Annotated in this window: 20 protein-coding genes and 1 pseudogene; 7 read left to right on the top strand and 14 right to left on the bottom strand. The window is 73.2% G+C overall.

Annotated features, from left to right (window positions below):
* Window positions 1-115: 115 nt before the first annotated feature.
* The gene (locus BR98_RS12975) at window positions 116-1624 is read right to left on the bottom strand and encodes a S53 family peptidase (RefSeq protein WP_035844547.1); all 1509 of its coding nucleotides are present in this window, start codon (window positions 1622-1624) and stop codon (window positions 116-118) included.
* A gap of 485 nt (window positions 1625-2109) precedes the next feature.
* Between BR98_RS12975 and BR98_RS12970 the strand changes: the two genes are divergently transcribed.
* Window positions 2110-5613, top strand: coding sequence for a S8 family serine peptidase (locus BR98_RS12970; RefSeq protein ID WP_035844545.1), 3504 nt, complete (start codon window positions 2110-2112; stop codon window positions 5611-5613).
* 56 nt (window positions 5614-5669) lie between these two features.
* Here the strand turns inward: BR98_RS12970 and BR98_RS12965 are convergent, their stop codons facing one another.
* Window positions 5670-7040: a lytic transglycosylase domain-containing protein gene (locus tag BR98_RS12965; protein ID WP_232247393.1), complete on the bottom strand. Its 1371-nt coding sequence runs from the start codon at window positions 7038-7040 to the stop codon at window positions 5670-5672.
* Between the two features lie 161 nt (window positions 7041-7201).
* Here BR98_RS12965 and BR98_RS12960 point away from each other — a divergent pair, with 161 nt between their 5' ends.
* The gene (locus tag BR98_RS12960) at window positions 7202-7735 is read left to right on the top strand and encodes an NUDIX hydrolase (RefSeq protein ID WP_051969716.1); all 534 of its coding nucleotides are present in this window, start codon (window positions 7202-7204) and stop codon (window positions 7733-7735) included.
* Here BR98_RS12960 and BR98_RS12955 read toward each other — a convergent pair.
* Together BR98_RS12955 and BR98_RS12950 are read right to left on the bottom strand one after the other, a co-directional pair.
* Complete coding sequence (locus tag BR98_RS12955; RefSeq protein WP_035844541.1) at window positions 7711-8739, bottom strand: C40 family peptidase; 1029 nt, start codon at window positions 8737-8739, stop codon at window positions 7711-7713. The genes BR98_RS12960 and BR98_RS12955 overlap by 25 nt on opposite strands.
* 119 nt (window positions 8740-8858) lie before the next feature.
* The gene (locus tag BR98_RS12950) at window positions 8859-10073 is read right to left on the bottom strand and encodes an FUSC family protein (RefSeq protein ID WP_035851948.1); all 1215 of its coding nucleotides are present in this window, start codon (window positions 10071-10073) and stop codon (window positions 8859-8861) included.
* 305 nt (window positions 10074-10378) lie between these two features.
* On the opposite strand from BR98_RS12950, the gene BR98_RS12945 reads away from it, so the two are divergent.
* Window positions 10379-10816, top strand: coding sequence for an ATP-binding protein (locus BR98_RS12945; RefSeq protein WP_035844539.1), 438 nt, complete (start codon window positions 10379-10381; stop codon window positions 10814-10816).
* Between the two features lie 27 nt (window positions 10817-10843).
* Here the strand turns inward: BR98_RS12945 and BR98_RS12940 are convergent, their stop codons facing one another.
* Together BR98_RS12940 and BR98_RS12935 are read right to left on the bottom strand one after the other, a co-directional pair.
* Window positions 10844-11230 carry a hypothetical protein gene (locus BR98_RS12940; protein WP_035844536.1) on the bottom strand — a complete coding sequence of 129 codons (387 nt, stop codon included), beginning with the start codon at window positions 11228-11230 and terminating at the stop codon, window positions 10844-10846.
* A 147-nt stretch (window positions 11231-11377) separates the two neighbouring features.
* The gene (locus BR98_RS12935) at window positions 11378-11596 is read right to left on the bottom strand and encodes a hypothetical protein (RefSeq protein WP_035844534.1); all 219 of its coding nucleotides are present in this window, start codon (window positions 11594-11596) and stop codon (window positions 11378-11380) included.
* Between the two features lie 128 nt (window positions 11597-11724).
* Between BR98_RS12935 and BR98_RS12930 the strand changes: the two genes are divergently transcribed.
* Window positions 11725-12018: a hypothetical protein gene (locus BR98_RS12930; RefSeq protein WP_051969715.1), complete on the top strand. Its 294-nt coding sequence runs from the start codon at window positions 11725-11727 to the stop codon at window positions 12016-12018.
* 8 nt (window positions 12019-12026) lie between these two features.
* Window positions 12027-12344: a hypothetical protein gene (locus BR98_RS12925; RefSeq protein WP_157537726.1), complete on the top strand. Its 318-nt coding sequence runs from the start codon at window positions 12027-12029 to the stop codon at window positions 12342-12344.
* Window positions 12345-12374: 30 nt separating this feature from the next.
* On the opposite strand, the gene BR98_RS12920 is transcribed toward BR98_RS12925, so the two are convergent.
* Window positions 12375-15773 carry an NB-ARC domain-containing protein gene (locus tag BR98_RS12920; protein ID WP_198042212.1) on the bottom strand — a complete coding sequence of 1133 codons (3399 nt, stop codon included), beginning with the start codon at window positions 15771-15773 and terminating at the stop codon, window positions 12375-12377.
* A gap of 90 nt (window positions 15774-15863) precedes the next feature.
* Here BR98_RS12920 and BR98_RS36285 point away from each other — a divergent pair, with 90 nt between their 5' ends.
* Entirely contained in the window at window positions 15864-17108 is a 1245-nt protein-coding gene (locus BR98_RS36285) for a copper resistance D family protein (protein WP_051969714.1), read from the top strand.
* Here the strand turns inward: BR98_RS36285 and BR98_RS12910 are convergent.
* From BR98_RS12910 to BR98_RS12890, 5 genes and pseudogenes are all read right to left on the bottom strand, one after another.
* Window positions 17036-18520 (bottom strand): glutamate synthase subunit beta, encoded by a 1485-nt coding sequence (locus BR98_RS12910; protein ID WP_035844528.1) that lies wholly within the window; start codon window positions 18518-18520, stop codon window positions 17036-17038. The two genes, BR98_RS36285 and BR98_RS12910, sit on opposite strands and share 73 nt — an antisense overlap.
* 110 nt (window positions 18521-18630) lie before the next feature.
* Window positions 18631-19995 (bottom strand): MFS transporter, encoded by a 1365-nt coding sequence (locus tag BR98_RS12905; RefSeq protein ID WP_035844526.1) that lies wholly within the window; start codon window positions 19993-19995, stop codon window positions 18631-18633.
* Window positions 19996-20150: 155 nt separating this feature from the next.
* Window positions 20151-20507, bottom strand: coding sequence for an ArsR/SmtB family transcription factor (locus tag BR98_RS12900; RefSeq protein WP_035844524.1), 357 nt, complete (start codon window positions 20505-20507; stop codon window positions 20151-20153).
* Window positions 20508-20575: 68 nt separating this feature from the next.
* Complete coding sequence (locus BR98_RS12895; RefSeq protein ID WP_035844522.1) at window positions 20576-21808, bottom strand: ABC transporter substrate-binding protein; 1233 nt, start codon at window positions 21806-21808, stop codon at window positions 20576-20578.
* A gap of 224 nt (window positions 21809-22032) precedes the next feature.
* Window positions 22033-22551, bottom strand: a pseudogene (locus BR98_RS12890) (polyprenyl synthetase family protein); the annotation flags it as partial.
* Between BR98_RS12890 and BR98_RS42545 the strand changes: the two are divergent.
* A complete protein-coding gene (locus BR98_RS42545) occupies window positions 22529-22687 on the top strand; it encodes a nitric oxide synthase oxygenase (protein ID WP_157538137.1) in 159 nt (52 codons plus the stop codon). The pseudogene BR98_RS12890 and the gene BR98_RS42545 sit on opposite strands and share 23 nt — an antisense overlap.
* Here the strand turns inward: BR98_RS42545 and BR98_RS36280 are convergent.
* On the bottom strand, window positions 22684-23304 hold the full coding sequence (locus tag BR98_RS36280; protein WP_051969713.1) for a hypothetical protein: 621 nt from the start codon (window positions 23302-23304) through the stop codon (window positions 22684-22686). The genes BR98_RS42545 and BR98_RS36280 overlap by 4 nt on opposite strands.
* Window positions 23305-23402: 98 nt before the next feature.
* Window positions 23403-25574 carry an RICIN domain-containing protein gene (locus BR98_RS12880; protein WP_232247392.1) on the bottom strand — a complete coding sequence of 724 codons (2172 nt, stop codon included), beginning with the start codon at window positions 25572-25574 and terminating at the stop codon, window positions 23403-23405.
* Window positions 25575-25652: the final 78 nt, after the last annotated feature.

The following is a 25652-nucleotide window of genomic DNA, read 5'->3' as shown; positions in this document are numbered from 1 at the left end:
AGGCTTGCCCCCAGCTGCCCCTCAGATGCCTCCCAGCTGGGCCCGAGCGCGGCGGTGGCCCGCCGGATCGCTCCGGCGGGCCACTGGACAGCGGTACTTCGGGAGTACTTCGGGGTCAGCCCGCGTGCGCCGCCGCGACCAGGTCGGGGAGCAGCTTCGCCGCGTCCGGCGTGCCGAGGCCGGTGATCGGGTCCCAGCCGGTGGTGGCCGGGTAGCCGGGCACCGACGGGTCGGCGGTGTTGTTGCCGAGCGTGACGTCGTGGAAGTCGACCGCGTACTTGGCCGGGTCGGCGCCGACCCGGTACAGCGCCGGGTTGAGCAGACCGAGGCCGCCGCCGTTCAGCTGGTCGGCGATCGCCACCAGACCGGCCCACTGCGGGCAGGAGAGCGAGGTGCCGCCGATGTCGTACCAGCCGGAACTGCACGGCGCGCTGCCGCAGCTGAGCCCGCCCTGTCCGTCCGGCGGGAGCGAGACGTACACCAGCGCGCCGGTGCCGGAGCTGGCCTGCAGCGAGACGTCCGGGACGCCGCGCTTGGCGCCGATCGCGGTGCTGCCGGCCGGCAGCGTGCCCTGGTAGGCCGGCCGGTCGAAGAGCTGGCTGAAGCCGCCCCCGGAGAAGGTCCAGCCAACCTCGGCCGCACCCGGGTTGGACTGGCACTTCGCCGGATTGTCGGAGCTGTCGGTCACCCGGGCGCCGGTCGCGCCCGGGTCGGTGCACAGGTACGTGCCGCCGACACCGGTCACCAGCGGGTCCGAGGCCGGCCACTCCACGGACGGGTAGGGGATCGGCGTGCCACCGGACTTCACCGGGGTCTTGGTGGAGTCCGCGGTGCCGTTGTCACCGGACGAGCCGAGTACGGTGACGCCGTTCTGCGCCGCCGACTTGAAGGCGTACCGGAGCTGCTCCAGTGACTGCGCACTGGCGAACGCGCCCTCGGCGGAGGCGAAGGACTGCGAGATGACGGTGGCCAGGTGGTGGTCGACCACGTACTGCTCGGCGGCCATCATCTGCGGGAAGCCCTGCACCCCTAGGGTCTCCGCGGTCGGCGTGCTGACCAGCAGGATGTTGGCGCCGGGGGCCATCGCGTGCGCGGTCTCCACGTCGAGCGCCACCTCGAGCGCCCAGGCGGACTTGTCCTCCTGCCCGGTGCCCTTGCTGGTCGGCGGCGGGGCGGAGGTGGCCGGCGAGCCCTGCACGTGCAGCTCGCTGAAGGTGGGCATGCCCGGTGCGCAGGCCACGCCCTCCTCGCCGCACATCGCGGCCACCCCGAAGGTGTGGTCGAAGACGTGCAGGTCGTGGGCCATGGTGTCGCTGCCGTAGGAGTCGACGATCGCGATCGTCTGGCCCCGGCCGTCGTTGCCGGCGGCGTAGAGCGGGCCGAGGTCGTAGGCCGCCCGGATGGCCTGCGGGGAGAAGCAGCGCCGGCCGGCCGAAGCGCACTGGGCCGGGGTCGGCGGTGTCTCGCCGGTGCTGAGCTGGGTGTACTCGGCGACCGTCGGGTGGACCGCCGGATAGCCTGCGGCCGAGGCGGCGCCGCCGGGGGTGGAGAGGATGCCGGTCGCGGCGAGCGCCAGGCTGCTCACACCGGCGAGCAGCCAGCGACGTGCGGTGGAAGCCGTCAAGTCAGTCCTCCTTGAGGGTTTGTCAGGGGACCTGCACAGCCCGGTAGGGACGTGGATCGGCACGTCCGGCACGGGAGTTGTCGACGCAGCTGTGATCCCGAAGCGCAGGGAGCGGCTGCGGGCGCGGCGAGTCTAGGGGCGCAGGCGCAGCCGATCAACGGGTGCGCCCGGATTCCCCGCACGGTGCAGCGGGGGCGTGTGCGGCGCAGCGGTCGGCTGCGCGAGCTCCTTACACGATGCGCCGCGTTTTCTCAGGAAACATCAAGGCGGGCAGGGCCGTTGGCGGCTGGGGCGACACCGGTTCGCGGAGGTCCAGGGGCCCAGACCGGTTGAACCGCGCGTCATTTGGTTGCGCGTCAGGTTGCGCGCCGGACTGGCGACTGTACGCCAACGCCGGGATTCGCCAAGTCAAGGACTGGTAATGGACGGCCAGTAGTCGGCAGTCTGTTCGATCATCCGAATGTAGCCTCTGAGCAGGGATATCGATGCCGCATCAGATACGTTCCCACCGACGCCTCGCCCGGGCGACCCTGGCGGCGAGCCTCGTCGCCGCCCTGGGCGCGGGTGGCCTGACCTCGGCCTTCGCGGCCGACTCCAGCCCCGCCCCGGCTCCCGGTGGTGCGAAGCCGGGGATCAGCGACAAGCTGAGCGCACACGACGCGGACCTGCTCGCCCAGGCGAAGGCCGAGGGCGCCGCCACCGTCACGCTGATGCTCGCGGTGAAGCCCGGCAGCACCGCGGCCACCGCCGAGCAGCTGACCGCTGCGGGTGCCAGCGTCGGAAAGACCATCGACCGGATCGGCTACGTCCGCGCCACGGTCGCCACCGACAAGGCCGACGCGCTGCTCGGCCGGGCCACCAAGCTCTCCGAGGTCCAGGCCATCGACCTCAACGAGTCCGTGCCGATGGAGAACCCGTACGCGGACACCGACGCCGCGCCCGCCGCCACCCGCACCCCCAAGGTCGACAGTGGCGTGGGCGACGGCGGTACCGGCTCGCCGGCGGCCGGCGCCGCGCTGGTCCCGACCCCGACCGTCGGCGCGCCGTACTTCCACGACGAGGCCAACCCGGCGCCGCAGCAGCAGGACCACCGGCCGAAGCCGGTCACCGGCCCCACGCCGGAGCCGGGCAAGTACCCGGCGCCGGGCGCCGACACCCCTGCGGCCAACCCGTACCAGCCCGCCAACGACATCGGCGCGGTGGACTTCGTCAAGCGCCACCCGGAGGCGGACGGCCGCGGCGTCACCATCGGCATCCTCGACTCGGGCGTCGACCTGGCCCACCCCGCCCTGCAGTGGACCACCACCGGCGAGCGCAAGATCGTCGACTGGGTGACCGAGACCGACCCGCTGATCGACGGCGACGGTACCTGGCTGCCGATGCTCACCGACGTCTCCGGTCCGAGCTTCGGCTACAAGGGCCGTACCTACACGGCCCCGGCGGGCAACTACAAGATCGCCCTGTTCAAGGAGAGCGTCACCCTCGGCGGCGACGAGGCGGGTGACCTCAACCGCAACGGCACCACCACCGACTCCTGGGCCGTGCTGTACGACCCGGCCACCGGCAAGGTCCGGGTCGACCTCAACGACAACGCCGACTTCACCGACGACCAGGCGATGTCCTCCTACAAGGAGAGCAACCAGGTCGGCCACTTCGGCACCGTCGACGCAAGGTCGCCGATCGCCAAGACCGTCCCGTTCACCATCGAGACCCGCAAGAACGTGGACCTGTCCCCGGTCGGCGGCCCCTGGGTCGGCAAGCACGCCGACTTCGTGAACATCGGCCTGGTCGCCAGTGAGCACGGCACCCACGTGGCCGGTATCACCGCCGCCAACGGCCTGTTCGGCGGCCGGATGACCGGCGCCGCCCCCGGCGCGAAGATCATCTCGGCCCGCGCCTGCGTCTTCGGCCCGGGCTGCAGCGCCACCGCGCTGACCGAGGGCATGGCCGACCTGGCGCTCAACCACGGCGTCGACGTCATCAACATGTCCATCGGCGGCCTGCCGGTGCTCAACGACGGCAACAGCGCCCGCTCCCGGCTCTACACCCAGATCATCGAGCAGACCGGCGTCCAGCTGGTCATCTCGGCGGGCAACGACGGTCCGGGCCTCAACAGCATCGGCGACCCGGGCCTCGCCTCGAAGGTGATCAGCGTCGGCGCGGCGATCAGCCGGGAGACCTGGGCGTCCAACTACGGCGCCAAGTCGGCCGAGGACTACGGCCTGTTCACCTTCTCCTCGCGCGGCCCGCGCGAGGACGGCGGCTTCACGCCGACCCTGGTCGCCCCGGGCTCCTCGGTGAACACCATCCCGACCTGGGAGCCCGGCGCGTCCTTCCCGGCCGCCGGCTACGAACTGCCCCCGGGCTACGGCATGCTGCAGGGCACCTCGATGGCGTCCCCGCAGGCCACCGGCGCCACCGCGCTGCTGATCTCGGCGGCGAAGGAGGACAACCGCTACGCCAAGGGTTCCGACGACCGGGTCAGCAGCACTCCGCTCGCCCTGCGCAACGCGCTCACCAGCAGCGCCCGTTGGCTGCCCGGCTACCAGGCCGCCGAGCAGGGGGCCGGTCTGATCGACGTCAACGCGGCCTGGCACTACCTGGAGAACGGCGCCGGCGACGTCCATGAGTACACGGTCAAGGCCCCGGCCACCAGCGTCCTTTCGCCGTACCTGGCCACGCCCGGCTTCGGCGCCGGCGTCTACGACCGTGCCCCGGCCGCGGCCGGCGGTCCCGCCGTCGGCAAGCGCTCGGTGTACGACGTCACCATCACCCGCACCACCGGTGACCCCGACGCGATCACCCACCGCCTGACCATCGCCGGCGACGACGGCACCTGGGCGATCCAGGGCGGCCGCAAGGTCGATCTGCCGCTCAACCAGCCCGTCACCGTCAAGGTCGCGGCCACCCCGAAGTCCGCCGGCCTGCACAGCGCGATCCTGCGGGTGGACGACGAGGACACCCTCGGCATCGACCAGCAGATCATGCTGACCTCGATCGTCGGCCAGGCCCTGAGCGCCCCGGACTTCCAGTCCGGCTTCTCGGGCAGCGTGGCGCGCAGCCGGGTCGAGCGGCACTTCATCACGGTGCCCGAGGGCGCCAAGACCCTCGCGGTCAACCTGGACGGCGTCGCGGCCGGCAGCCAGGTCCGCTTCCTGGCCATCGCGCCGGACGGCATGCCCGCCGACCCGACGGCCAGCAACGAGTGCTGGACCAACTACGCCACCCCCGGCCCCAAGTGCGGCAGCCCGACCAACCGGAGCTACCGCGCACCGCAGGCCGGTGTCTGGGAGATCGTCACCGAGGCGCGCCGGACCACCGGCACCGACGCCAACCCGTACTCGATCGACGCCAAGATCCTCGGAGTCGGGTTCGACCCCCAGGTCCAGACGCTGGACTCGGTCACCCAGGGCGCCGCGAGCCCCGTCAGCTGGACCCTGAAGAACGCCTACGGCCCGTTCCAGGGCGTGCTCAAGGGCGGTGAGCTGGGCTCCGCCGTGACCACCCGGCCGACCATCGCCAACCACGGGGCGCAGACCAGCACGGTGGTCCTGCCCGCGGGCGTCTCCCGGTTCAACGTCGCCATCGGCCACCCGGACGACGCCAAGGCCGACCTCGACCTGTCCGTCTACCTGGACGGCAAGCTTGTCGGTCAGTCGGCCGGCAGCACCTCGGAGGAGTCGGTGACGCTGCTCAACCCGGCGGCCGGCACCTACACCGTCAAGGTGGACGGCTACAGCGTTCCGAGCGGCACGACCGGCTACGACTACCGGGACGTGTACTTCTCCCCGCAGCTCGGCTCCGTCAACGCGGCCGCCGACCCGGTCACGCTGGCCGCCGGCGGTACCGCCACGGTCCAGGCCCAGGTCCTAGCGACCGGCCCGGCCCCGGCAGGTCGCCAGCTGTTCGGCGAGGTCAACCTGGTTGACGCGCACGGCGCGCCGGCCGGTACCGGCAGCGTCCTGATCAGCAAGGTCAACGCGGGCTGACCCGCCCGTGATCGACCCTCGGCCCGCCAGGCGCTGCCTGGCGGGCCGAGTGGTTTTCAGTGCCCGCTGCTGCTCGGGCTGCTGCTCGGGCTCGGGGCGGCTGTCGGCGTGGGTGAGGCGGAGGCGCTCGGGGTGGGCGAGGGGCAGCCGCTGGGGAGCGGCGAGGGCGTCACCGGCGTGGGGGTCGGGGACGCCGAAGGACCGGAGGGAGTGGGGGAGGGCGACGGGGACGGGGTGGCCGTGGCGCTCGAAGTCGCAGTCGGGGTGGGGGTGGGGCTGGGGGTGCCGGTGGGCAGCGGGCAGCCGGGCGAGGGCGAGGCCGTCGGGCTGGGGGACGGCGAGCCGGTGGGGCTGCTGCTCGCGGAGGGCGAGGGAGACGGCGAGGGCGTGCCGGAGGCGGACGGGGAGCCGCTCGGCCGCGGAGACGGCGTCACCACCGGCGCGGGTACCGACCCGGACGCAGAGGCGGACGCGCTCGGCGCCGGAGCGCTCGGACTGGCCGCCGGGCCCGTGGTGGGAGTCGCGCCGAGACTCGTGTCGGGGCTCGCCACGGGCGCCGACGTGCCCGGCTGTGCCGGGAGCTGCGGGCGGACCGCGTCGGGCACCGTCGTCGCCTGCGCGCCGAAGTAGCGCATCCAGTTCTTGACCGTGCTCAGGTACTCGTCGGAGCGGTTGTAGCTGAGGACCGCCTGGTCCAGCTGGGCCGGCACGGACAGGTCCCGGGCGCCCGCGCACAGGTAGCGGCCGGCCGTCAGGGCGGCGTCGTAGACGTTGTTGGGGTCGGCCTTGCCGTCCCCGTTGCCGTCGGTGCCCCAGGAAGCCCAGGTGCTGGGGATGAACTGCATCGGGCCGACGGCCCGGTCCCAGAGCGCGCTGCCGTCGTAGCTTCCGTGGTCGGTGTCCGGGATCGCCGCGAAGCCGTTGCCGTCGAGGAACGGGCCCAGGATCGGCGTGTAGGTCGTGCCGGTCGCGTCCACCCGGCCGCCGTCGGCCTGGCCGGACTCCACCTGCCCGATCCCGGCGAGCAGCGACCAGTCGAGGTGGCAGCCGGGAGCGCTGGCGGCAAGCACGTTCTGCGCGTTGCGGTAGGCCGCGAACACGGTGCTGGGGAGCGTGGCCCCGTGACCCGGCGTCACCTCGACCGCGGTGCCTGCCGTGGCCGGGGCGCCGGTGGAGCCCGTGGTGGGTGTCGCGGCCGCCGGCACGCCGCTCGGCGGCTGCTGCAGGTCGTGGACCGCGCCGCCGTCCGCCGCCGGCGCTTCGGCTGCCCCGCTCGGTGCCTGCGTGGGCGTCGCTCCCGTGGCCTGCGTCGGGTCCGGCGTGGCCGCGGCCGCGGGGAGGCTGTTGAGCAGCGGCGCCGTCGGCGCCGACAGCACCGCCATGGCGGCGACCGCCGCCGCTATCCCCCTGAGCGTGTGCCTGTCCATCCGCAACGCCATACCTGAAGACCCCCTCCGAAGCGACCGGCCCGCCCCTGCACGGACCGGGACCGACCCTATGTCAGCAACCAGCGGTAAGCGAACTACTAGGAAGGGTCCACCCCACTTCCCTCCCGCTGTGTCGGTCCGCTCTGACATCGTGTGCAGTCATGGGAGAACTGGTGGAGCGGGTCGACGGACAGGACCAGGTGCTGGCGGTCGTGGACCGCGGCGAGGCCATCCGCAACCGGTGGCTGCACCGGGTCGCGACGAGCGTCTGCCGCGACCCCGGTGGACGGATCCTGGTGCACCGGCGCCCTGACGGCGTCTCACGCTTCCCTGGCCAGTACAACTGGCTGATCGGCGGCGCCGTGGAGGTCGGCGAGTCCTACGAATCGGCTGCCGCCCGGGAAGTCGGCGAGGAACTCGGAGTCCGGGCAGACGCCCGATTCGTCCTCAAGTTCCTGTGCCGTGGCGCGATCAGCCCCTACTGGCTGGGCCTCCACGAAGCCACCGTCGGCCGAGACATCACGCCGGACGTCTCGGAGATCGCCTGGCACGCCTGGCTCACCGAGGACGAACTGCGCGAGGCCGTCCGCAGTCGGCCCTTCGTGCCCGACGCCCTGGAAGCCCTCGACCGGTACCAAGCCCTCGGGGGGCCGGCCGCCGGCGCAATGCGTCATGGACGTACCGCGCCCATGTAGGAAGGCATGTTGTCCAGCGCGAGGATCATCACGTTCTCGCCGGTGCGCGGGGCGTGGATCATCTGGCCATTGCCGATGTAGATGCCGACGTGGTGCAGGTCGCCGTAGAAGAAGACCAGGTCTCCGGGCTGGAGATCGGCCCTGGCCACGTGCTGGCCGGCGTTCCACTGGTCCTGGGAGACCCGGGGCAGGGCGACACCGGCCGCGGCCCAGGCGGCGCCGGTCAGGCCCGAGCAGTCGTAGGAGCCCGGGCCGGAAGAGCCCCAGACGTACGGTTTGCCGAGTTGGGCGTAGGCGAAGCGGACGGCGTCGGCGGCGCGGCCGGTCGCCGGGCCCTGGTAGCTCGGGCGGTCGGCGGAGCGGGTGGCGCGGGCGGCGGCGTCCTGGCCGTTGACCCTTGCCCGGTCGGCGGCGCTCAACTTGTTGAGCAGGGCCTGCGCCTGGGCCAGCTTGTCCTGGATGTCCTTCTTCTCGCTCGCCATCGCGGTGCCGCTGGTGTCGAGTTCGGCGAGGGTCGCGGTGGCCTCCTTGCGGTCCTGGTCCATCCGGCGCTGCTCGCCCTGGACTTCCTTGAGCAGCGCCGCGGTGGTGTCGGTCGCCTGGTGCTGGGCGGCGGCCTGCTGCAGGTAGCTCTCCGGGTCGGAGCTGAGGATGAGTTGGACGGAGGGGTCGATCCCGCCGTTGCGGTACTCGGCGGCGGCCACGGCACCCAGTTGGGTGCGCAGGCGGTTCATCCGGTCCTGGCCGGCGGCGACGCGGTCCTGCAGTCGGCCGGCGTCGGCCTGGAGTTGCTGCTGCCGGGCCTTGAGCCCGTCGTACTTCTCGGTGGAGGCCTCGGCCTGCTCGTTGAGCCTGTCGACCTGCTCCTTGACCGAGGCCACGGTCGGAGCGGGCTCGGCCTGCGCGCCGCCGGCCGAGCCCAGCAGGACGCTGCCGGCCGCGGCCGTGGTCAGCACGGCGACGCGGACGCGATGCGGCGGGCTCGGCTTTCGGTGGCTTCCCATCGGATCGCAGGCTCCTTCGAGGTGACGCGGTGACGCGGCGGCCGCGGATGCGGTCGCCTAATCCACTAAGTAACTTAGTAGATAGCCACCGGGGAAGCGCAACCACCCCCACCCGATCTTCACTCGCGACGGTCGCCGCGCGCGGCCCGCCGGAGCCCGGCCAGCCCGGGGAAGCGGTCGGGGATCCGGACGACGGCCCGGTCGAGCTCCTCCATCAGCCGGTTGGACCGGTGCTCCAGGTCCAGCTCGTCCAGGATCCGGTCGACCTCGGCCAGCAGGGAGCCGTGCAACTGCCAGGCCTCCGGATGCTGCCGCACCCGGCGCAGCAGCATCTGCGCCACGTTCTCCCGGCAGCTCCAGGCGGCCGCGAGCTCGGTGGCGAGCCGCTCCTCCGCGGCGTTGGCGTCCTGGCTGACCTGGGTGGTCACCAGGACCGCGAAGCTGACCAGCGCACCGCCGAGGTGTCCCAACAGCTCCTCCAGCGCCACCGTGACCTCGGTGGGGAAGAGCTGCTCGTCGTCGCCGCGCCGTTTGGCCAGATCGGTGAGCGAGCGGGCCAGCACCCGGATCACCACGACGCAGATCTCCAGGGTGTCGAGGCCGGTGCGCAGCACCGCCCGACTCACCGCGCCCTCGCTGATCCGCGGGTTCAGCCGCAGGCTGTCCTCGGCCTGCCGCAGCGCGGCGTCCACGTCAGCGATCGCCTGGTCCAGCCGGCGCGCCTCGTGCAGCCGGGCGGCCGCCTGTTCGACCGGGACGGGCCCGGCCAGCTCCTCTCCGATGCTCAGCAGCAGGTGGCGGGCGCGGCGGGACAGGTCCTCGATCGACTCGGCCGCGGTGTGCACCCAGACCGGCGGGACGAACACCAGGTTGAAGAGCAGTCCGATGACGGCGCCGATCAGCGTCTCCAGCACCCGGTCCCAGGCCTGCGAGGCCAGCCGGGTCACCCCGAGGACCAGCATCGCGCTGATCGCGACCTCGTTGACGAACTCGTCGACCCGGACGAACCGCCCGACGGTCAGCGAGGCCAGGATGATCAACCCGAGGCTCCACCAGGACAGCCCGGTGACCGAGCTGAAGGCGATCGCGATCAGCACCCCGACCACCACCGAGTTCACCCGGCGCAGACCGGTGGCCAGCGTGGAGTACAGCGTCACCTGGACGACCAGCAGCGCGGTGAGCGGTGCGGTCAGCGGCGCCGGCTCATTGCTGAGGTGGATCGCGACGATGTACGAGAGCGTCGCCGCCGCCGTGGCCCGCAGGGTCTGCTCGGCGGCAGGCTGCCGCAGCCGGGGAACCACGGACTCGGCCACCGTGTCGCGCGCGGCACGCAGTCGCACCTGCGCCGCCGTCGGGAAAGCACGCACCTGGCACAGGCTGCCACCAGACCCCGCCCGGACACCGGTCGCCTCGCCGAAGCCGGAGAAATGCCCCGCTGACCGGCCGGGTGCCGGTCTCGCCGGTCGGCTGCCGAACCAGGCAGGATGGACAGCAGAAGCTTCGACCGGCGAGCAGCGGGGCGGAGGAGCAGGGCGATGAGGCAGACGCGGTGGACGGGCGAGCTGCGCGGCCCGAGGCGGCTCAAGGCGGCCGCCGGTGAGCCGGCCTGCCGTCCGGAGCCGCGCCCGGCGCGGTTGCCATGACCGCGGTCCGCCGCCTGGAGCTGACCGGCCCGCTCGCCGGTACGGTCGGGCGCTGCCGGGACTTCGCGTTCAACACCCTGGTCGACTGGTGCTGGTTGCCCTCCCTGGACCGTCGTCGGCAGCGGGAGGTGGACGACGTGCTGCTGGTGGTCTCCGAACTGGTCGCCAACGCCTGCCTGCACGCCGGAGGGCCGACCGAGCTGGCGCTGTACCGGGAACCGGACCGGATCCGGATCGAGGTGACCGATCGCAGCCCCGCCCTCCCGGACCCCGCCCCGCCCGCCGACCCGGCCACCCCCCGTGGCCACGGCCTGCGGGTGGTGGCGCTGGTGGCCAGCGAGTGGGGCGCCCGCCCGGCATTGGCGGGCAAGACCGTCTGGGCGGGGGTGGCCGGGGCGGGGCCGCGAGGGGCGGGCGGGGGCCGCCGGCTGTAGCGGGAAAAGGCAACTGCCGGTGCAGGGCTACCAGATGTAGGTGTCGTGCTGCCAGGGGGTGCCCTCGCCGCCGATGCCGATGCCGCTCACGGCACCGTCGTACCAGAAGGTGCCCAGGCTGAAGGTGGCGCTGGAGTTGGGGTAGAGGCCGTACACGTTGATCGGCTCCCAGGAGTTGCCGCCCACGTAGTGGAGCCAGCAGTTACCGGGGTTGACGATGGTGGTCGACCAGCCGCCCCGGTAGGGGAACTGCGCATAGACGGGGTAGGTGCCCTGGGCGCAGACCTGGACGTTGCCGTTGCTGATGGTGGAGGCGGCGGCCGGGGACGCGGTGCCGATCACGGCGACGGCGCCGAGCGAGGCCGCCGCGGCCGCGGTTGCGATCAGGCGCTTGCCGATTCGCGGGATCGTCATGTGACTCGACCTTTCCGTAACACAGCTGGAACGGAACGGATGTGACGGTGCGTCAGATCCGAGGTAGTGCCAACTGATGACACGGACAGGTCAGAGCGAGGGTTCAGATCTGCCGGAGCGACGGTTCAGATCCGTCGGAGCGACGGTTCAGATCTGCCGGGCGGGATCGGAGAAGACCAGGCCGCTGCCGCCGAGGGGGCGACCGGCGGGGGCGGCATCCGGGACCTCCTCGCCGGGCGGCTGGCGGAAGTCCGCACCCTGCGCCACCCGGGGCGGCGGCAGCGCACCGGCCTGGGCCGGGACCGGCTCGTCGGTGGCGGGCGCGGAGAAAACGGGCAGCCCGAGGCTGCCGCGGTCAGTGGTCATGATCCCCAGTCTCGCAGGTCCGCCCACCGAAAGCCGACCGGATTACCCGGGATGCCCCGGCTCGGCCTTCCCCGCCCGGCGAAGCGGGCGCCCCTAGACTGGCAGCAGGCGTCACATCGGAGGCCGCTATGCGCCGTCGTCACAGCTTCCACCACGTCCATGCCGGTCACTCCGTCACGGTCAACATCCGCTCCGGCTGGATCACCGAGACCGAGCTGCTGGTCGACGGCAAGGAAGTCGCCTTCCACCGCGCCCACGGCCCGGGCGCGCTGCCCCGCGAGCTCGCCGGCGAGCTGCCGGGCGAACCGGGCCGGCCGTTCGTGGTGCGGATCGAGCACGACACCTCCGGGGCACTCGGGCTGGCCTGCGTGCTGAAGGTCGGGGGGACCGAGCAGCCCATGTCGGAGCGCACCGCGGTGTGAGCGACGCCATGACCGAGAACGAGATCAAACTCAAGGCGATCGCGGCACTCACCGCACTGCGCAGCGGCGTCGGGGCGGAGTATGTCTCGGACCTGCTCGGCGAGGTGATCCCCGACTACTTCTTCGTACCGGTCGACGCCGACGCGAAAGAGGTGGGCCTGTCCGTCCTGGGTCAGCTCTCCGAGCCGCTGAGCGCCCTGGTCACCGGGTTCGTGCTGGCCTTCGAGGCGGTGGCGGACGCCTACGACGAGACGGACTCCGCGAGCTCGACCGAGGCGATCCTGCAGGACCTGGCCCTGGGGATCGCGCAGGAGGAGGACGAGTGAGCGGCGGCGTGCCCGACGCCATGCGGTGGGCTACCCGGTGGTCTCGGTCTGCACGGTGAAGAGGTACAGGCCCGCATCGCCGACGACGGCGAGCTCGTCGCCCGAGGGGGAGAAGGCGGCGTCGTGGACGATGCCGTTGGTGCGGATCCAGCAGACGCAGCGCAGGTCGGCGAGGTCGAAGAGGCCGATCAGGCCGGGGTCGGCGGCGACGGCCGCGTGGGTCCGGCTCGCTGTGACCTGCCGGACGTGGGCGACCCGCGGCCCGGGGCCCTCGTCCCGGTCAGTCGTCCACGAGGCGACGGGTGGCTCCTCGGGCGCACCGGTCAGGTTCCAAAGGGTGAGGGCCGTTCGGCGCCAGGAGTTGTCCGCGGCGGCTACCACAACCCGGTCGCCGGCCGGGGTGAAGGAACCCCGGTACCAGCGTCGGAAGTCGTCGGCCGAGTCGAGGAGCGTGGTGCCCCGTCCGTCCGGGGCGAGGACCCGCAACGCTTCGAACCAGCGGCCGAGCAGGTAGGTCTGCTCGTCGGGCGCGAACTCCACCAGGAGCCCTGGAGCGTTCGGGGACTCCCACTCCCTGAGCGCGCCCATCTCGGCGGCCCAGTCCTGTCGTGTGGCGGGGTCGCGCCGCCGGTAGGGGTGCTCGGGGCACGGCCGCAGTCCTGAGCGCGGATTTCGCGGGTCCAGGGCATACCACTGCCGGCCGATGCCGTGCACCGCCAGCGTCTGGCCGTCCGGGCTCCACATCACGTGGCCGAGGCGCCTGGTCGCGTTGGCGTCGGCGGCTGCCGCGCCGTCCGGTCGCCAGAGGTTGACCGAGTGGCCGTTGCTGGTGGTGCTGATGGCGGTGCCGGCCGGCCGCCAGACCAGCAGGTCGGACAACGTGTGGTCGGCCCCCACAGCGAGCTCCGCCGCTTGGGACGGCTGTGCGCCGAGCGCCAAATCCCGGTCGGTCGGCACCTGCCACAGGGTGGCCCGGATCTGCGGATCGTCGCCGAGTGTGCGGACCGCGAGCCGCTCACCGTCCGGGGACCACTGCGTGCTGCAGATCCGCCAGGGCTCACCGTGCTGCCAGAGCACCTGCTCGGCCACCGGATCCACCAGAACGGCGGTACCGGCGACGGTCAGGGCGACGCTACGGCCTGCAGGCCGCCACTCCAGGCCGGTCGCCGGCGCGTAGAACGAGTGCTGGCGCCAGACGGCCGGGCGGCTGGGGCTGTGGGGATCCGACCAGAGCAGCAGGCCCGCGCCATCGGGCGCCGGGGCGAAGAGGTGGGCCAACAGCCCGTGGTCGGGGTGCCAGTCGAAGGCGTAGACCTCGCCAGGCACTGCAGACTCGATCCCGGGCAGCGGCCGTGGCGGCGCCGTGGCGGAGGTCAGGTCCCACAAGTGCATCTGGCCGCCCAGGCTCACGGCCAGGGCGGTGGAGTCCGGTGCCCAGCAGCACGTGGGCGACTTCACCCGAGCGGTGCCGGGCACTGCCGTCACCGCGAGCTCGGCTCCGCTCAGCGCGTCGTAGACGCAGAGGGCGTGGGTCGGGGGTGGCGGGTTCCCGTTGTGCGCGCCCGGACTGAAGCGGTCGGTGTCACCGAGGACGGCCAGCCGGGTGCCGTCCGGACTCCACCGGACGGCGTGGATGACAGCGCCGGGAATGTCGATCGTCCGCACTACGTCCCAGCCGTCGGCGGTGACGATCTGCACCGCCGGCCCGTAGCCGGCGGTGGCGAGCAGGGCGCCGTCCGGATGCCAGTCCAGCGCCATGCACTGGCCCCCGTCGTGGACCGGGAAGGAGCGCAGCAGTGCGGCATCGTGGCGGTCCGGCAGTGGGTGCGAGGCGACCAGGCCGCCGGCAGGGCGGGCCTGGGCTCGGTGCTGGACCTGCTCCAGCAGGTGCGGGCGGCCGAGCATCCGGCTCTCCAGGCCCGGCGCGAGGTCCTTCGCCGCGAGCCCGCCGCTGAGCACCCGGCCCTCCTGCTGGACCAGCGCCGCCAACTCCAGGGCGTAGCCGTCGTCCGGGCGCGCCTCGGTGTACAGCGCGAGGTCGGCCTCCAGGGCCGGCGGTCCGGACCTGGCCAACCGGCCCACCAGGAAGCGCATGTCCCGGAGCAGTTCGCCGAGTTCGTCCAGTCGGCCGGCCTGACGCAGGTGGAAGGCGAGCGAAGAGGCGAACGGGCGTTCCTCCTCGGGTAGTTGGTGCCAGCCGGCGGCGGGGCGCAGCAGCTCGAGGAGCCGGTCACTCACGGCTGCCAGCCGCTCCGGCTGCTGGCGGCGCAGCGCGTCCTGTGTCACGTCGTGCAGGCGCAGGCCGCCCGGGTGCGGGGCGCTGGCGAGGGAGCGGCTGACGAACCGGTCGGCCTCGGTGCGGGTCCGCAACTCGCTGAGGCCCCACAGGCGTTGCAGCTGCCAGTAGGGGATCACCGTGCCGCTGGGGAAGGCGGCCAGTGAGACGAAGCGGTCCCGGGAGTCGGTTCCGCCGGTGGAGGCGGCCAGATCGGCCAGGCTCAGCTCCACGGTGCGGGCGATGCCACGCTGCACTCCGGCATCCGACAGTTCGTCAAGTACCTTGACGCCGTGGTCGGCCAGCTCCTCGGTGAGGGCCGCCACCGCCTCGGTGACCGTCATGGCGTGCCGATCGACCAGGCTGCCGAGCAGTCCGGCGAGCATGCCCAGGGCGAGTGGCCAGTGCCCGGCCCGCAGCAGCAGTGGCGCCAGCTCCCGGCTCGCAGGCCTCCGATTCGCCGGCTCCCGGTTCTGTTCCTCGCCCGCCAGCCCGAGCAGGGTCACCGACTCCTGCTCGCTCATCGCGTCCACCCGGATCTCGGTGCCGTCCAGCAGGCCCGAACGACGCGTGGTGGCGAGCACCGTGACGCGGTCTCCGGCACCCAGGAAGGGGCGCAGATCGGCCTCGCTCCAGACGTCGTCGACCGCCAGCAGGACCGGGAGGTCGGGCAGCGCGTTGCGGAACGCCCCGACGGCGGACGGCACATCGGGGTGCGGCCCGGCGGTCGAGCCGGCGAGCACGGCGGTGAGCCCGTCCAGCGCGTTGGTGGTGCGTTGGACGCCGGGGGTCGGCCCGAGCTCCACCCAGAGCACGCCACCGGGGAACCGCTCGCGCGTCTGCGGCTGTCGGCAGGCCCAACTGGCGGCCGTGGTCTTCCCGTAGCCGCCGGCGCCGGACAGCACCACATCCCGTGCTCCCGGCCGGAGCAGCTCGGCGAGCAACCGGTGCTCGACGGCCGCCCGGGGCACGAAGCGGGACGGCAGGGCCGGGGCCATGGCCGGCGCGGGCGAGGGCGCGGCAGCGGCCGGCGCCTGGAAGATCACGCTGCCGTGGATCGCCGATGCCTGGACCACGGCGGACGCCCGCCCCGAGAAGTCGTTCTCCGTCGTCGGCCGCACGCCGTCGCCTGCCCCGCCACTGTTCCCGTTCATCATGTGCAGTCTCACGGCTCGTCAACGGCGGGACAAGTGGCTTCGGCGGGCTTGCGGACGGGCCGGGAACTTAGGTTAGGCTTACCTACCATGACTCTCGCTCATCTGGCCGGTACGGCCGCCTATGCCACGCCTCCGCTCTGGCGGATCCTGACCAAGTCGGGCTACTTCGTCGGCCTGTCGGGAGCCCTCGGAGCCACCGTGACCTACGCGGCGGCGGTCCGCCCGGCGCTGCGCGCACCGGCGAGCGAGCGCGCCGACGTCGAGGTTCTGCGTCGGCGGACGGCGCGGTACCTGGCCTGGGCCGGGGTCGTGCTGGCGGTCGCCGGCTACTTCCAGCTCGCCGGCCGCGTGGCCCGGGCCCGCAAGGGCCTGCCGTTCGGCGACGCACTGGCGCCGGGGCGGATCTGGGACTTCCTGCGAGCACCGGCCGCGAAGGGCAGCTGGGTGGCGCAGGGCACGATCTACCTGGTCCAGAACGCCGTCCTGCTGCTCGCCTGCCTCGTGCTGATCGCGCTGTTCGTCCCACGGGCCCGACGCCAGCTCGACGCGCTTGCGCTGACCGCGCTGCCGCTGGTGCTCGCGGTGTCGCTGATCGCCGCGGTACCCGCCGTCGCGCCCAAGGACGCGGACCACGTGCTCGACCCGCTCTTCGACCAGGTCCACATCGTCAGCGGCACGGTCTGGCTCGGCGGGCTGGCCCTGCTCGCCGCCCTCGCCGCCGCCCGCGGTCGGCTGACCGCGAACGCCGGCCTGCTCTGGGCCGACCTCTGGCGGCGCTTCAGCCTGGTCGCCCTGGTCTGCGTCGGCGCGGTGCTCACCTCGGGCCTGTGGATGAGCTGGAAGCACGTCGGCGGCATCGGCCAGCTGTGGACGACCACCTACGGACTCTTCCTGTTCGTCAAGATCGCGCTGGTCCTCGGCATGGTCGCGGCCGGCGGCGTCAACCAGTTCTGGCTGATGCCCCGCATCGAACAGGCCCGCCGCGCCGACTCCAGCGCCTCGCTGCTGCACCTGACGCTGCGCCACTTCCCGAAGGTGGTCTGGGCCGAGGTCGCCCTCGGTGTCGGCGTACTGGCCGTCGTCCCCTTCCTCGGCGGCTCCGCCCGTGCCGAGGCGGGCAGCCCGGCGCCGGTCACCAACGGCAGCATCCTGGCCGTGGGCGCCGCGCTGGTCCTCACCCTCGCGGCCTCGCTCTTCATCACGGTCAGGACCTCCGACGCCTTGTCCCGGCGGGCCGGGCAGGGTGAGGCCGAAGCCGGTCAGTCCTCGGGCGTGACGGCGAGGTCCTCCGCCGTGACCGATGCCGGAAGTTCGTCGCTCCCGGTGAGGTAGCGGTGGACGGCGGCTGCCGCGGAGCGGCCCTCGGCTATGGCCCAGACGATCAGGGACTGGCCGCGGCCGGCGTCGCCCGCGACGAAGACGCCTTCGACAGGGGAGGCGAAGGAGCGGTCGCGGGCCAGGGTGCCGCGGGGGGCCAGCGGGAGGCCGAGCTGCTCGAGCATCGGGGAGTCGGCTTCGGGGCCGGAGAAGCCGAGCGCCAGCAGCACGAGGTCGGCGTCCAGCGCGGTCTCGGTGCCCGCCAGCGGCTCCCGGGTCCCGGGTGCGGCCCGGGCCAGCCGGACGGCGGTGACCCGTCCGTCGGCGTCGCCCTGGAAACCGACGGTGGTGGCCGCGAAGGTCCGGATCTCGCCGGCCGGGGTGCGTAGCGCGTCCGCCTCCTCGTGGGAGGTGGTGCTGCGGTAGACCTTCGGGTGCACCGGCCAGGGGTGGGCGGCGGAACGGTCGCTCGGCGGCCGGGCGTTGATGTCGACCTGCTGGATCTGCCGGGCCCGCTGCCGGATCGCCGTCCCCACGCAGTCGGCCGCGGTGTCGCCGCCGCCGATCACCACCACCCGTTGCCCCTGTGCGCTCAGCGGGGAGTCGGCGAGTTCGCCGGCGGCCGCCCGGTTGGCCGGCGGCAGGTACTCCATGGCCTGCCGAATACCATCGAACTCGCGGCCCGGCACCGGGAGTTCGCGCCAGGCCGGGGCGCCGGCCGCGATCACCAGCGCGTCGCACTCGGCGCGGAGCCGGTCGGCCGGCAGGTCCTCGCCGACCGCCACGCCGGTGCGGAACACGGTGCCCTCGGCGCGGAGTTGGTCGATCCGCCGGTCCAGTCGGTGCTTCTCCAACCGGAAGTCGGGGATGCCGTAGCGCAGCAGCCCGCCGGGGCGTTCGTCCCGCTCGTACACCGTCACGGTGTGCCCGGCCCGGGTCAGCTGCTGGGCGGCGGCCAGGCCGGCCGGTCCGGAGCCGACCACCGCCACCCTCCGCCCGGTGCGGTACTCCGGCGGGCACGGCGCCTCGTAGCCGTCCGCCCAGGCGCGGTCGGCGATCGCCAGCTCGATGTTCTTGATGGTCACCGGATCGCCGTCGATCGCCAGCACGCAGGCACTCTCGCAGGGCGCGGGGCAGAGCCGCCCGGTGAACTCGGGGAAGTTGTTGGTGGCCGCCAGCCGGTGCGCGGCGGCCCGCCAGTCCTCGGCGGCGACCAGCTGGTTCCACTCCGGGATCAGGTTGCCCAGCGGGCAGGCCCGGTGGCAGAACGGCAGCCCGCAGTCCATGCAGCGCTCGGCCTGCCCGCCGACGATCGGCAGCAGGCTGTGCGGCCGGTAGACCTCGGCCCAGTCGCCCACCCGCTCGGAGACCGCGCGCCGGGCGCGCTCCGCGCGGGGAGTGTGGAGGAAGGACAGCGGATCGGGCATCGCGGGCCCTGGGGGAGAGGTTGTGTGCGAACAGCTCGTTTCGGCCACGGTACGCCCGTGCGGGCGCCGGCGGTAGCGGTGGGAAACGGTGGCCGGGGATCCCCTGGGGCCTACCCCGTCCGGGCCGTGCGGCGGGGTGCCGGCCAGCGGTGGTGGTGCTGGTCGATGACGTAGGTGTGGCCGTGCAGCCAGCCCTGTGCGGCGGGGTGCGCGTCGGTGAGGTGGGGGTGGTCGGCGGGGAGGTCGGTGTGGACGTGCTGGAGGGCGGCGGGGTCGCGGGCCGGCCAGCAGGCGGTGGCGGCCACCGTGGCGGCCAGCGCGAGGGCGCCCAGGACGACGGCGGTGAGCGGCAGGCCTGCGCCGGCGGCGAGCCAACCGGCCAGGGGGTAGGTGAGCAGCCAGCAGCTGTGCGAGAGCGAGAACTGGGCGGCGAACGCGGCGGGCAGGTCGGCCTCGCCGGTGGAGCGGCGCAGCACCCGGCCGCCGGGCGTGAGGACGGCGGAGCAGGCGGCGCCGATCGCGGCCCAGGCCGCCAGCAGCGCGGACCAGGACCAGCCGCTCGGGCCGGCGGCGGTGAGCGCGGCGACGGCGGCGAGGATCAGCGGCAGGGCGAAGGCAGCCGGCAGCATCACCGCGCGGTCGCTCAGGCGGCGCAGCGCCCGAGGCAGCAGCAGGGCCGCGAGCATCGAGCCCGCCCCGTACGCGCCCAGGGCCAGCGAGACGGCGCCGGCGGGCCGGTGGAAGTGGTCGCGGACCAGCACCACGGTGTTGACGAAGACGATCGCGCCGGCGGCCGCGACCGCCAGGTCCAGGGTGAGCAGTGCCCGCAGCCGTGGTGTGGCCCAGAACAGGCGGGTGCCGAAGGCGGCCTTGGCGTAGCCGCTGCCGGAGCGCTCGACCGGAGCCGGCCGGGGCAGCGCGACGGAGGCGACCAGGGCGGCCGAGGCCAGGAAGCCGATCGTGGTGCCGGCGAACAGCCAGCCGTACGGGACCACGGCCAGCAGGGCGGCGGCCAGCGCGGGACTGAACAGGCTCTCCAGGTCGTAGGCGATCCGGGTCATCGACAGGGCCTGGGTGTAGTCGCGCTCGGCGGGCAGGACTTCGGGCACGGTGGCCTGGAAGGTGGGGGTGAAGGCCGCCGAGGCGGACTGCAGCAGGAAGATCAGCAGGTAGATCTGCCAGACCTGGGTGACGAACGGCAGGGTGAGCGCGACCCCGGCGCGGGTGAGGTCCATCGACACCAGCAGGGCGCGGCGCGGTATTCGGTCGGCGACGGCGCCGATCACGGGGGCGATCGCGACGTAGGCGATCATCTTGATCGCCAGCGCGGTGCCCAGCACGGCGGAGGCGTCGGCCCCGGCGATCCGGTAGGCCAGCAGGCTCAGCGCCACGGTGGCGAGGCCGGTGCCGACCAGGGCGACGACCTGGGCGGTGAACAGGTGCCGGTAGGTGCGGTTGCGCAGTACGGACAGCATTGGTCCCGTCCCGGAAGCAGGGGTCGGCGGAGACGGCATCATCGTAGCCAATGAGTGCGTACTCGTGCACCTGTTGGTCCTGTGCCGCCGCACGAGAAGGGCCGCGCCACGGCATGGGAAGGCCTTCGTCACCGCTGGGGACAGGCTGCGCCCGCTCAGTCGTGCGGCGGCAGCGCGCCGATCTGGTGGTCGGCCACGCTGAGTGCCTCGTCGACCAGGCGCCGCAGATGGCCGTGGCGCAGCGAGTAGACGACCCGTCGACCGTCCTTGCGGGTGGCGACCAGCCCGGCCAGGCGCAGCTTGGCGAGGTGCTGGCTGACCGACGGGCGGGCGGCGCCGCAGGCCTCGGTCAGCGTGGTGACGTCGGCCTCCCCGGCACCGAGCCGCTGCAGCAGCGCGAGGCGGGTGCGGTCCGCGAGCAGCGCGAGCACGGCGGCGGCGACCTCCAGCCGTTCGCCGTCGCCCTGCTGCTGCGAACCGTGTGCACCTGCCAGGTGCGCGCCTGTGCTCATTGGCACATGGTACGGCCGCACCCGTGGGCCGAGGCGGCCGGCCGACGGGCGGCGGCCGCAGCCGGGCGTCACTGCGGCGGCCTGCCCCCGGTCAGCACCCAGCGCACGTCCAGGAAGCCGCTCTGCTGCTCCGTCAGTTGGCTCGCCTTCACCTGCTGGTAGGTGACCCAGGTGTTGACCAGGCGCGGTGACTCCGCGCTGGGCAGCATCTCGCCCCAGCTGAGCGAGGGTGTGACGCCGCCGGTTCTGAGCGAGTCCCCGCTGTCCAGCAGGTCGCGCAGGGACTGGCTGGTCAGCGGCGTGCCGGCGGCCCGGAGCCGCTCGGCGGCCTGCAGGAACACCTGGTACGCGACCCAGGTGGTCTGCGCCGCTAGGTCCGAGACGTCGATCCGGCTGTCACCGGAGGAGGCGGCGCGCAGCGCATCCCAGGCGCGCGAGCTCGCGGGCGGGTACCAGCCCGCCACGTAGGCGTTGTTCAGGGGCCCGCCGTCGCCGCCCATCGGCCCGAGCACCGACTGCGGGACGCTGCCGATCACCGCGCCCAACAGTGTGTGCTTGGGGCCAAGTTGGCGGTAGGCGTCGAGCAGCTTCACGCTCTGCTCGGGGGCCAGCGCATCGCTCGCGCAGGTGCCCGGGCGGTCGTCGCCGAGCGCCTTGCGGGCCGCGTCGCCGTAGTCGGGGGTCTTCTCGCTGACCTTGACGTCCACCAGCTTGACCCCCTCCGGCTTCAGCGCGCTGCCGAGGTAACCGGTGAGCGTGTCACCGGCCTTGGTGTCGGGGCGGACCAGCGCGATCGTGTGGCAGCCGGCCGCGACCAGCTGGCGGCCGTTCCCGGCGATCAGCGTCGGGGTGCCGCCGGCCACCGGGTACGAGAGCGGGCTGCGGAACTCGGCGTTGGACAGGCCGTAGCCGCCGAGGTAGGGGATCTTGGCCGCCTCCAGACCGGGCAGCAGGCTGTCGCTGTTCAGGCTGTACGAGCCGACCACGGCGACCACCTTCTCGGCCACCGCCTGTCGCACGCAGGCGGTGCCACCCTCGACCGTGTTGTGCTCGTTGCAGGTGATCACCCGCAGCCGGTGGCCGTCCAGCCCGCCCTTGGCGTTCACGTCCTTGCCGATCTCCTCGGCCAGCGCCGTCACCCCGGGCCGGTCGAACCCGCCGGTGCCGGATGGGGACCAGGTCATCACCGTGTACTCCGTGGCGGCGGCATCCGCCGAATCCCCGCAGGCGGAGGTCGCGAGCAGCGCGGGGAGTAGCGCCAGCGCAGCGGTTGCGCTCCCCGGCCGGATCCACCTGGTCATGCCGTCTGCCTTCCTCGAGCTGCCACGCCTGTGGGCCGGCACGCATGTGGGCTGCCACGCTTGTGAGCAGGCACGCCTGTGATCGGCACAGCCAATCCGGCACGGCACAAGGAGGGAGATACGCGGGCTGAACGGCAGGCGGACGAAGCCGTAACAGCGGGCGAGCAGTCGGACAGCACGCGAACCGGACCGCCGCCCGACAGCGGCTCAGACGCCAAGCCCCCTCACACCATTGAGGCCGGGCCCGCCAGCGGGAGGCACTCGAAGAAGGCGACGGCCTCCGCCCGCCAGCGCGGCCGCCAGCCGGCGGCCTCGGCGGCGGCCTGCTCGGCGTAGCGGCGCAGGTCGGCCCGCAACCTACGGTCGACGCCGTGCCGGTGGCCGATCTCCCGGACGGCGCTGACGGTCTGCTCGGTGCAGGTGCCGTCGCCGAGTGCCGACTCCACCACCGCCCGCTCCGCCCCGCCGGCCGCGGCGAGGATCGCGCTGACGGCGTAGCTGCGCCGGCCTGCCCGCAGGTCCGAGCCGGTGGGCTTGCCCAGTACCGAGGCATCGCCGAACAGGTCGAGGTAGTCGTCGCGCAACTGCCCGACGATCCCGACCAGTCGGGCGTAGCGGCGCAGTTCGGCCTCGAAGTGCTGCGGGTGCGCGCCGCCGGCCAGTAGCCCGAGCTGCAGCGGGGCGAGCACCGAGTAGCGGGCGCTCTTGTAGTCGGCCACGCTGTGCAGCAGCTCCTGGGGCGGCTGCCCGGCCGACTGGTCCGCGATCGTCCCGGCCGCCAGCGGATCGACCACACCGGTCTGGCAGCGCCGCTACGAGCCGACCCGGGCGCTGCCCAACTTCACTCCCCACCCGGCGCCCTGGGACGCCTGCGGCTAGCGGGTGGTGGTCTGCCGGCGGCGGCGCAGGGCCAGCAGGCAGCCCGCCAGGCCGAGGACCAGCACGGCTCCCGCTGCGCCGAGCGACCAGCCGACCGCCGACCGGCTCTTCGCCGGCTGGCTCGTCGCCGACTGAGCGGCCACCGCTGCGGGTGCCGGGGTCGGGCCGGCCGCGGGTGCGGCGACGGTCGGCGTGGTGCCGGTCGGCGTCGGGGTGGTTGTCGGGGTGGGCGCGCCTTCGGGGACGGCGGTGACGGTGATCTCGGCCTCGCCGTGGCCCAGTTCCGGGAAGCCGGAGTCGACGGTCACCTTCCAGGTGCCAGGGGGCAGGGTTTCCCGGGTGGTGTAGCCGGCCTGGGTGTTGGGGAGCGGAACCAGCGGCCACGGACCGACCGCCCGGCCGTCCGGCGAGACCGCGCTGAGCGTGGCGGCGACCGGCTCGTCGACCGGGTCGCCGTCCTCGTAGGAGGCCGTGGCGCGGGGGTGGCCGTCGCCCACCGCGGAGATCTGGAAGCGGATGGTGTCGCCGTGCGCCTCGGCGGGGGCGGCCGGCCCCAGGACGGCAAGGCAGGCGAGGCCGCAGAGGGTGGGGGCGGCGGGCCACAGACGTCGTTTCATCGGGCGATTCCTGTGCAGAGGGTGAGGCGGAGGGTGGGGCGTGGTGGGGTGGGGCAGTTCGCCCCACCTCACCACGGAGGACGGCCGGCCTGGGGTCGTCAGGAGGCCGGCTGAATGGTCCAGTTCTGGTACGCCTGGCCGGTGGGCTGCTGCAGCTCCAGCAGCCAACCGCCGTAGTACCAGCGGTTGCTGGCGCCGAGCACCAGGGTGGAGCCCTTGGCGGTGAGGGTGTGGCCGCTGCCGCTGTCGGTCAGCTGCCAGGCCTGCGCGTCCGAGGTGCCGCACGGCTGCTGGAAGACGAACTGACCCGGCGTCAGCGAGCCGCCCGCCTGGAGGCACTTGCCGGACTGCACGTTCTTGATCCGCAGGTAGCCGCCGCCCGCGTCCTCGAAGAGCCACTGCTGGTTGCCGTAGCCGGTGGGCTGGTAGGCGATCAGCACGTCACCGTTGTTGCTGGACCCGCCCCACATGTCCGCCGCCTGCCCGGTGAGGGAGTTGGTCATCACGTAGGGCGTGGCCGGGTTGGTGGTGCTCTGCGAGGGCAGCGTGTGCAGCGTGGCCGTGGCGCCGGGCTGCGAGACGCGGCCGCTCTGGTCACGGACCGCCACGGCGATCTGGTACGCGGTGTCCGGCTGGAGCGAGACCAGCCGCACCACGGTCGAGCGGACGGTGCCGATCGCCCGCCCGTTCAGCAGGATCTGGTAGTCGGCGGCGGAGTCGACCTGCGGCCAGCTGAGCAGCGCCGAGTTCTGGGTGATCTGACTGATCGTCACATCGGGGCCGGTGCTCGGGCCGCCGGTCCGGCTCGGGCTCGGGCTGGGGCTCGGCTTCGCGGTGGGCGACGGCTTCGCGGTGGGCGACGGGTTCGCCGTGGGAGACGGGTTCGGGTTCGGACCGGTGCCGTCGCCCGCGATCAGGAACCGGTTGTTCGCCACGTTCCAGTGCGAGGACAGGTAACTACCCGGCTTGGGACTGGTGTTGAAGTAGTCGTCCTTGGTGCAGTCCAGCCGGTCCTGCTGGGCCTGGTCGTGGCAGAGCTCCTGCATCTGGGGGTAGTAGGGCGCGTCCGAGTAGCACATCAGGTCCCAGGTGACCGTGCAGTGCCCGGCCTTGCTGGAGTAGGGGGCGCTGTTGTTCACCGCGCCCAGGTTGTGCCCGAGTTCGTGCGCCGCGACATGGCCGCTCCAGCAGCCGGAGTCGCTGCGGCCGTACGAGGGACCGAAGTTGCTCAGGTTGTCCTGGCCGGGCCGCTCGTCGCCCATGAAGGTGCCGATGCCGCAGTACACCTGCGCGTCGGCGAACATCATGTACTTGCGGTCGCGGTGGTTGAAGCCCTTGCCCGCCAACGCGTCGTTGGTGGCGCCGAACTCGGTCAGCGCCGAGTCCGGCAGCTCGACGTCGAGCACCTGGGCCGTGCAGTCGGCGTCGGTGACGAACCGGACGTGCCGGGTGCCGCCGGTCTGCTGCGCGCTCGCGTTGTAGATGACGTCGACGTCGGCCGCCCACTTCTTGAACGAGGCCAGGTACTGGGCGTACCGGTCCTGTCCCGGGCCGTGCACGTACAGCACCTGCACCCGGTTGCCGGTGGTCCCGTCGCCGTCGCAAGCCACCGTGGAGCCGGCGGCGGCCGCGCTGCCGGAAGCGGCCGGGGCGGGGGCGGCTGCGGCGCTCGGTCCGGCTTCGGCGGCGGTCAGGGCGTTGAGAACGGGCGGTGCGCCCTTCAGCAGGTCGTCCGCGGTGGGTGGTTGGGCGTTGCCCTGGAGCGAAGGCGTCGGCGCGACCGCGGCCACGGCCGGTGTGACGGTCGCGTGGATGTCCACGCCCTGCGGCGCCTGGTCCGGTCCGTGGGTGCACAGCCCGGCGGCGGAGGTCCGGTAGACACCGGCACAGGGGTCGTCCTTGCTCGCGACGACCAGCCCGGAGTAGACCATGCCGCGCGCCGGGTCACTCTTCGGCGCCGCGGGCGGCGGGGTCGGCGTGTCCTTGTGCTGCGGTCCGGCCGCCGGTGACGGCGCGGGGCCGGTCTTCCCGGCGGCGGCCTTGCCGACCGCCGCCGAGGCGGCGGCCTTGCCGACCGCCGCCGAGGCGGAGGCCTGCCCGGCGGCCGCCTGGCCCAGATCGGCCGAGGCGGTGGCGGGGCGGGTGTCCGAGCTACCGGTCGCCGCGTTGATGCCGATGGCGCCGGCGATCACGGCCGCCGTCGCCGCCACGGCGGTGAGCATCGGTATCCGGCGGCTCCGGCGTCCGTGTGCCGCTTTCCTGCGAGTCATGTCCCTCTCCTCGTCGGCAGGTGAGGGGAACTGCTGCCGACACTTTGGGAGAGCCGGCGGCGAGCAGCGGATAACAAA

It is taken from the genome of Kitasatospora azatica KCTC 9699 (assembly GCF_000744785.1).
GTDB lineage: Bacteria > Actinomycetota > Actinomycetes > Streptomycetales > Streptomycetaceae > Kitasatospora > Kitasatospora azatica.
This window is presented reverse-complemented; position numbering and strand designations above follow the sequence as displayed.

What these genes read in the sequence shown, in the direction of transcription:
- BR98_RS12970 (WP_035844545.1), top strand. Translation starts at nt 2,110, where the DNA reads ATGCCGCATCAGATACGTTCCCACCGACGCCTCGCCCGGGCGACCCTG.
- BR98_RS12965 (WP_232247393.1), bottom strand. Translation starts at nt 7,040, where the DNA reads ATGGACAGGCACACGCTCAGGGGGATAGCGGCGGCGGTCGCCGCCATG.
- BR98_RS12960 (WP_051969716.1), top strand. Translation starts at nt 7,202, where the DNA reads ATGGGAGAACTGGTGGAGCGGGTCGACGGACAGGACCAGGTGCTGGCG.
- BR98_RS12955 (WP_035844541.1), bottom strand. Translation starts at nt 8,739, where the DNA reads ATGGGAAGCCACCGAAAGCCGAGCCCGCCGCATCGCGTCCGCGTCGCC.
- BR98_RS12945 (WP_035844539.1), top strand. Translation starts at nt 10,379, where the DNA reads ATGACCGCGGTCCGCCGCCTGGAGCTGACCGGCCCGCTCGCCGGTACG.
- BR98_RS12940 (WP_035844536.1), bottom strand. Translation starts at nt 11,230, where the DNA reads ATGACGATCCCGCGAATCGGCAAGCGCCTGATCGCAACCGCGGCCGCG.
- BR98_RS12935 (WP_035844534.1), bottom strand. Translation starts at nt 11,596, where the DNA reads ATGACCACTGACCGCGGCAGCCTCGGGCTGCCCGTTTTCTCCGCGCCC.
- BR98_RS12930 (WP_051969715.1), top strand. Translation starts at nt 11,725, where the DNA reads ATGCGCCGTCGTCACAGCTTCCACCACGTCCATGCCGGTCACTCCGTC.
- BR98_RS12925 (WP_157537726.1), top strand. Translation starts at nt 12,027, where the DNA reads ATGACCGAGAACGAGATCAAACTCAAGGCGATCGCGGCACTCACCGCA.
- BR98_RS12920 (WP_198042212.1), bottom strand. Translation starts at nt 15,773, where the DNA reads ATGAACGGGAACAGTGGCGGGGCAGGCGACGGCGTGCGGCCGACGACG.
- BR98_RS36285 (WP_051969714.1), top strand. Translation starts at nt 15,864, where the DNA reads ATGACTCTCGCTCATCTGGCCGGTACGGCCGCCTATGCCACGCCTCCG.
- BR98_RS12910 (WP_035844528.1), bottom strand. Translation starts at nt 18,520, where the DNA reads ATGCCCGATCCGCTGTCCTTCCTCCACACTCCCCGCGCGGAGCGCGCC.
- BR98_RS12905 (WP_035844526.1), bottom strand. Translation starts at nt 19,995, where the DNA reads ATGCTGTCCGTACTGCGCAACCGCACCTACCGGCACCTGTTCACCGCC.
- BR98_RS12900 (WP_035844524.1), bottom strand. Translation starts at nt 20,507, where the DNA reads ATGAGCACAGGCGCGCACCTGGCAGGTGCACACGGTTCGCAGCAGCAG.
- BR98_RS12895 (WP_035844522.1), bottom strand. Translation starts at nt 21,808, where the DNA reads ATGACCAGGTGGATCCGGCCGGGGAGCGCAACCGCTGCGCTGGCGCTA.
- BR98_RS36280 (WP_051969713.1), bottom strand. Translation starts at nt 23,304, where the DNA reads ATGAAACGACGTCTGTGGCCCGCCGCCCCCACCCTCTGCGGCCTCGCC.
- BR98_RS12880 (WP_232247392.1), bottom strand. Translation starts at nt 25,574, where the DNA reads ATGACTCGCAGGAAAGCGGCACACGGACGCCGGAGCCGCCGGATACCG.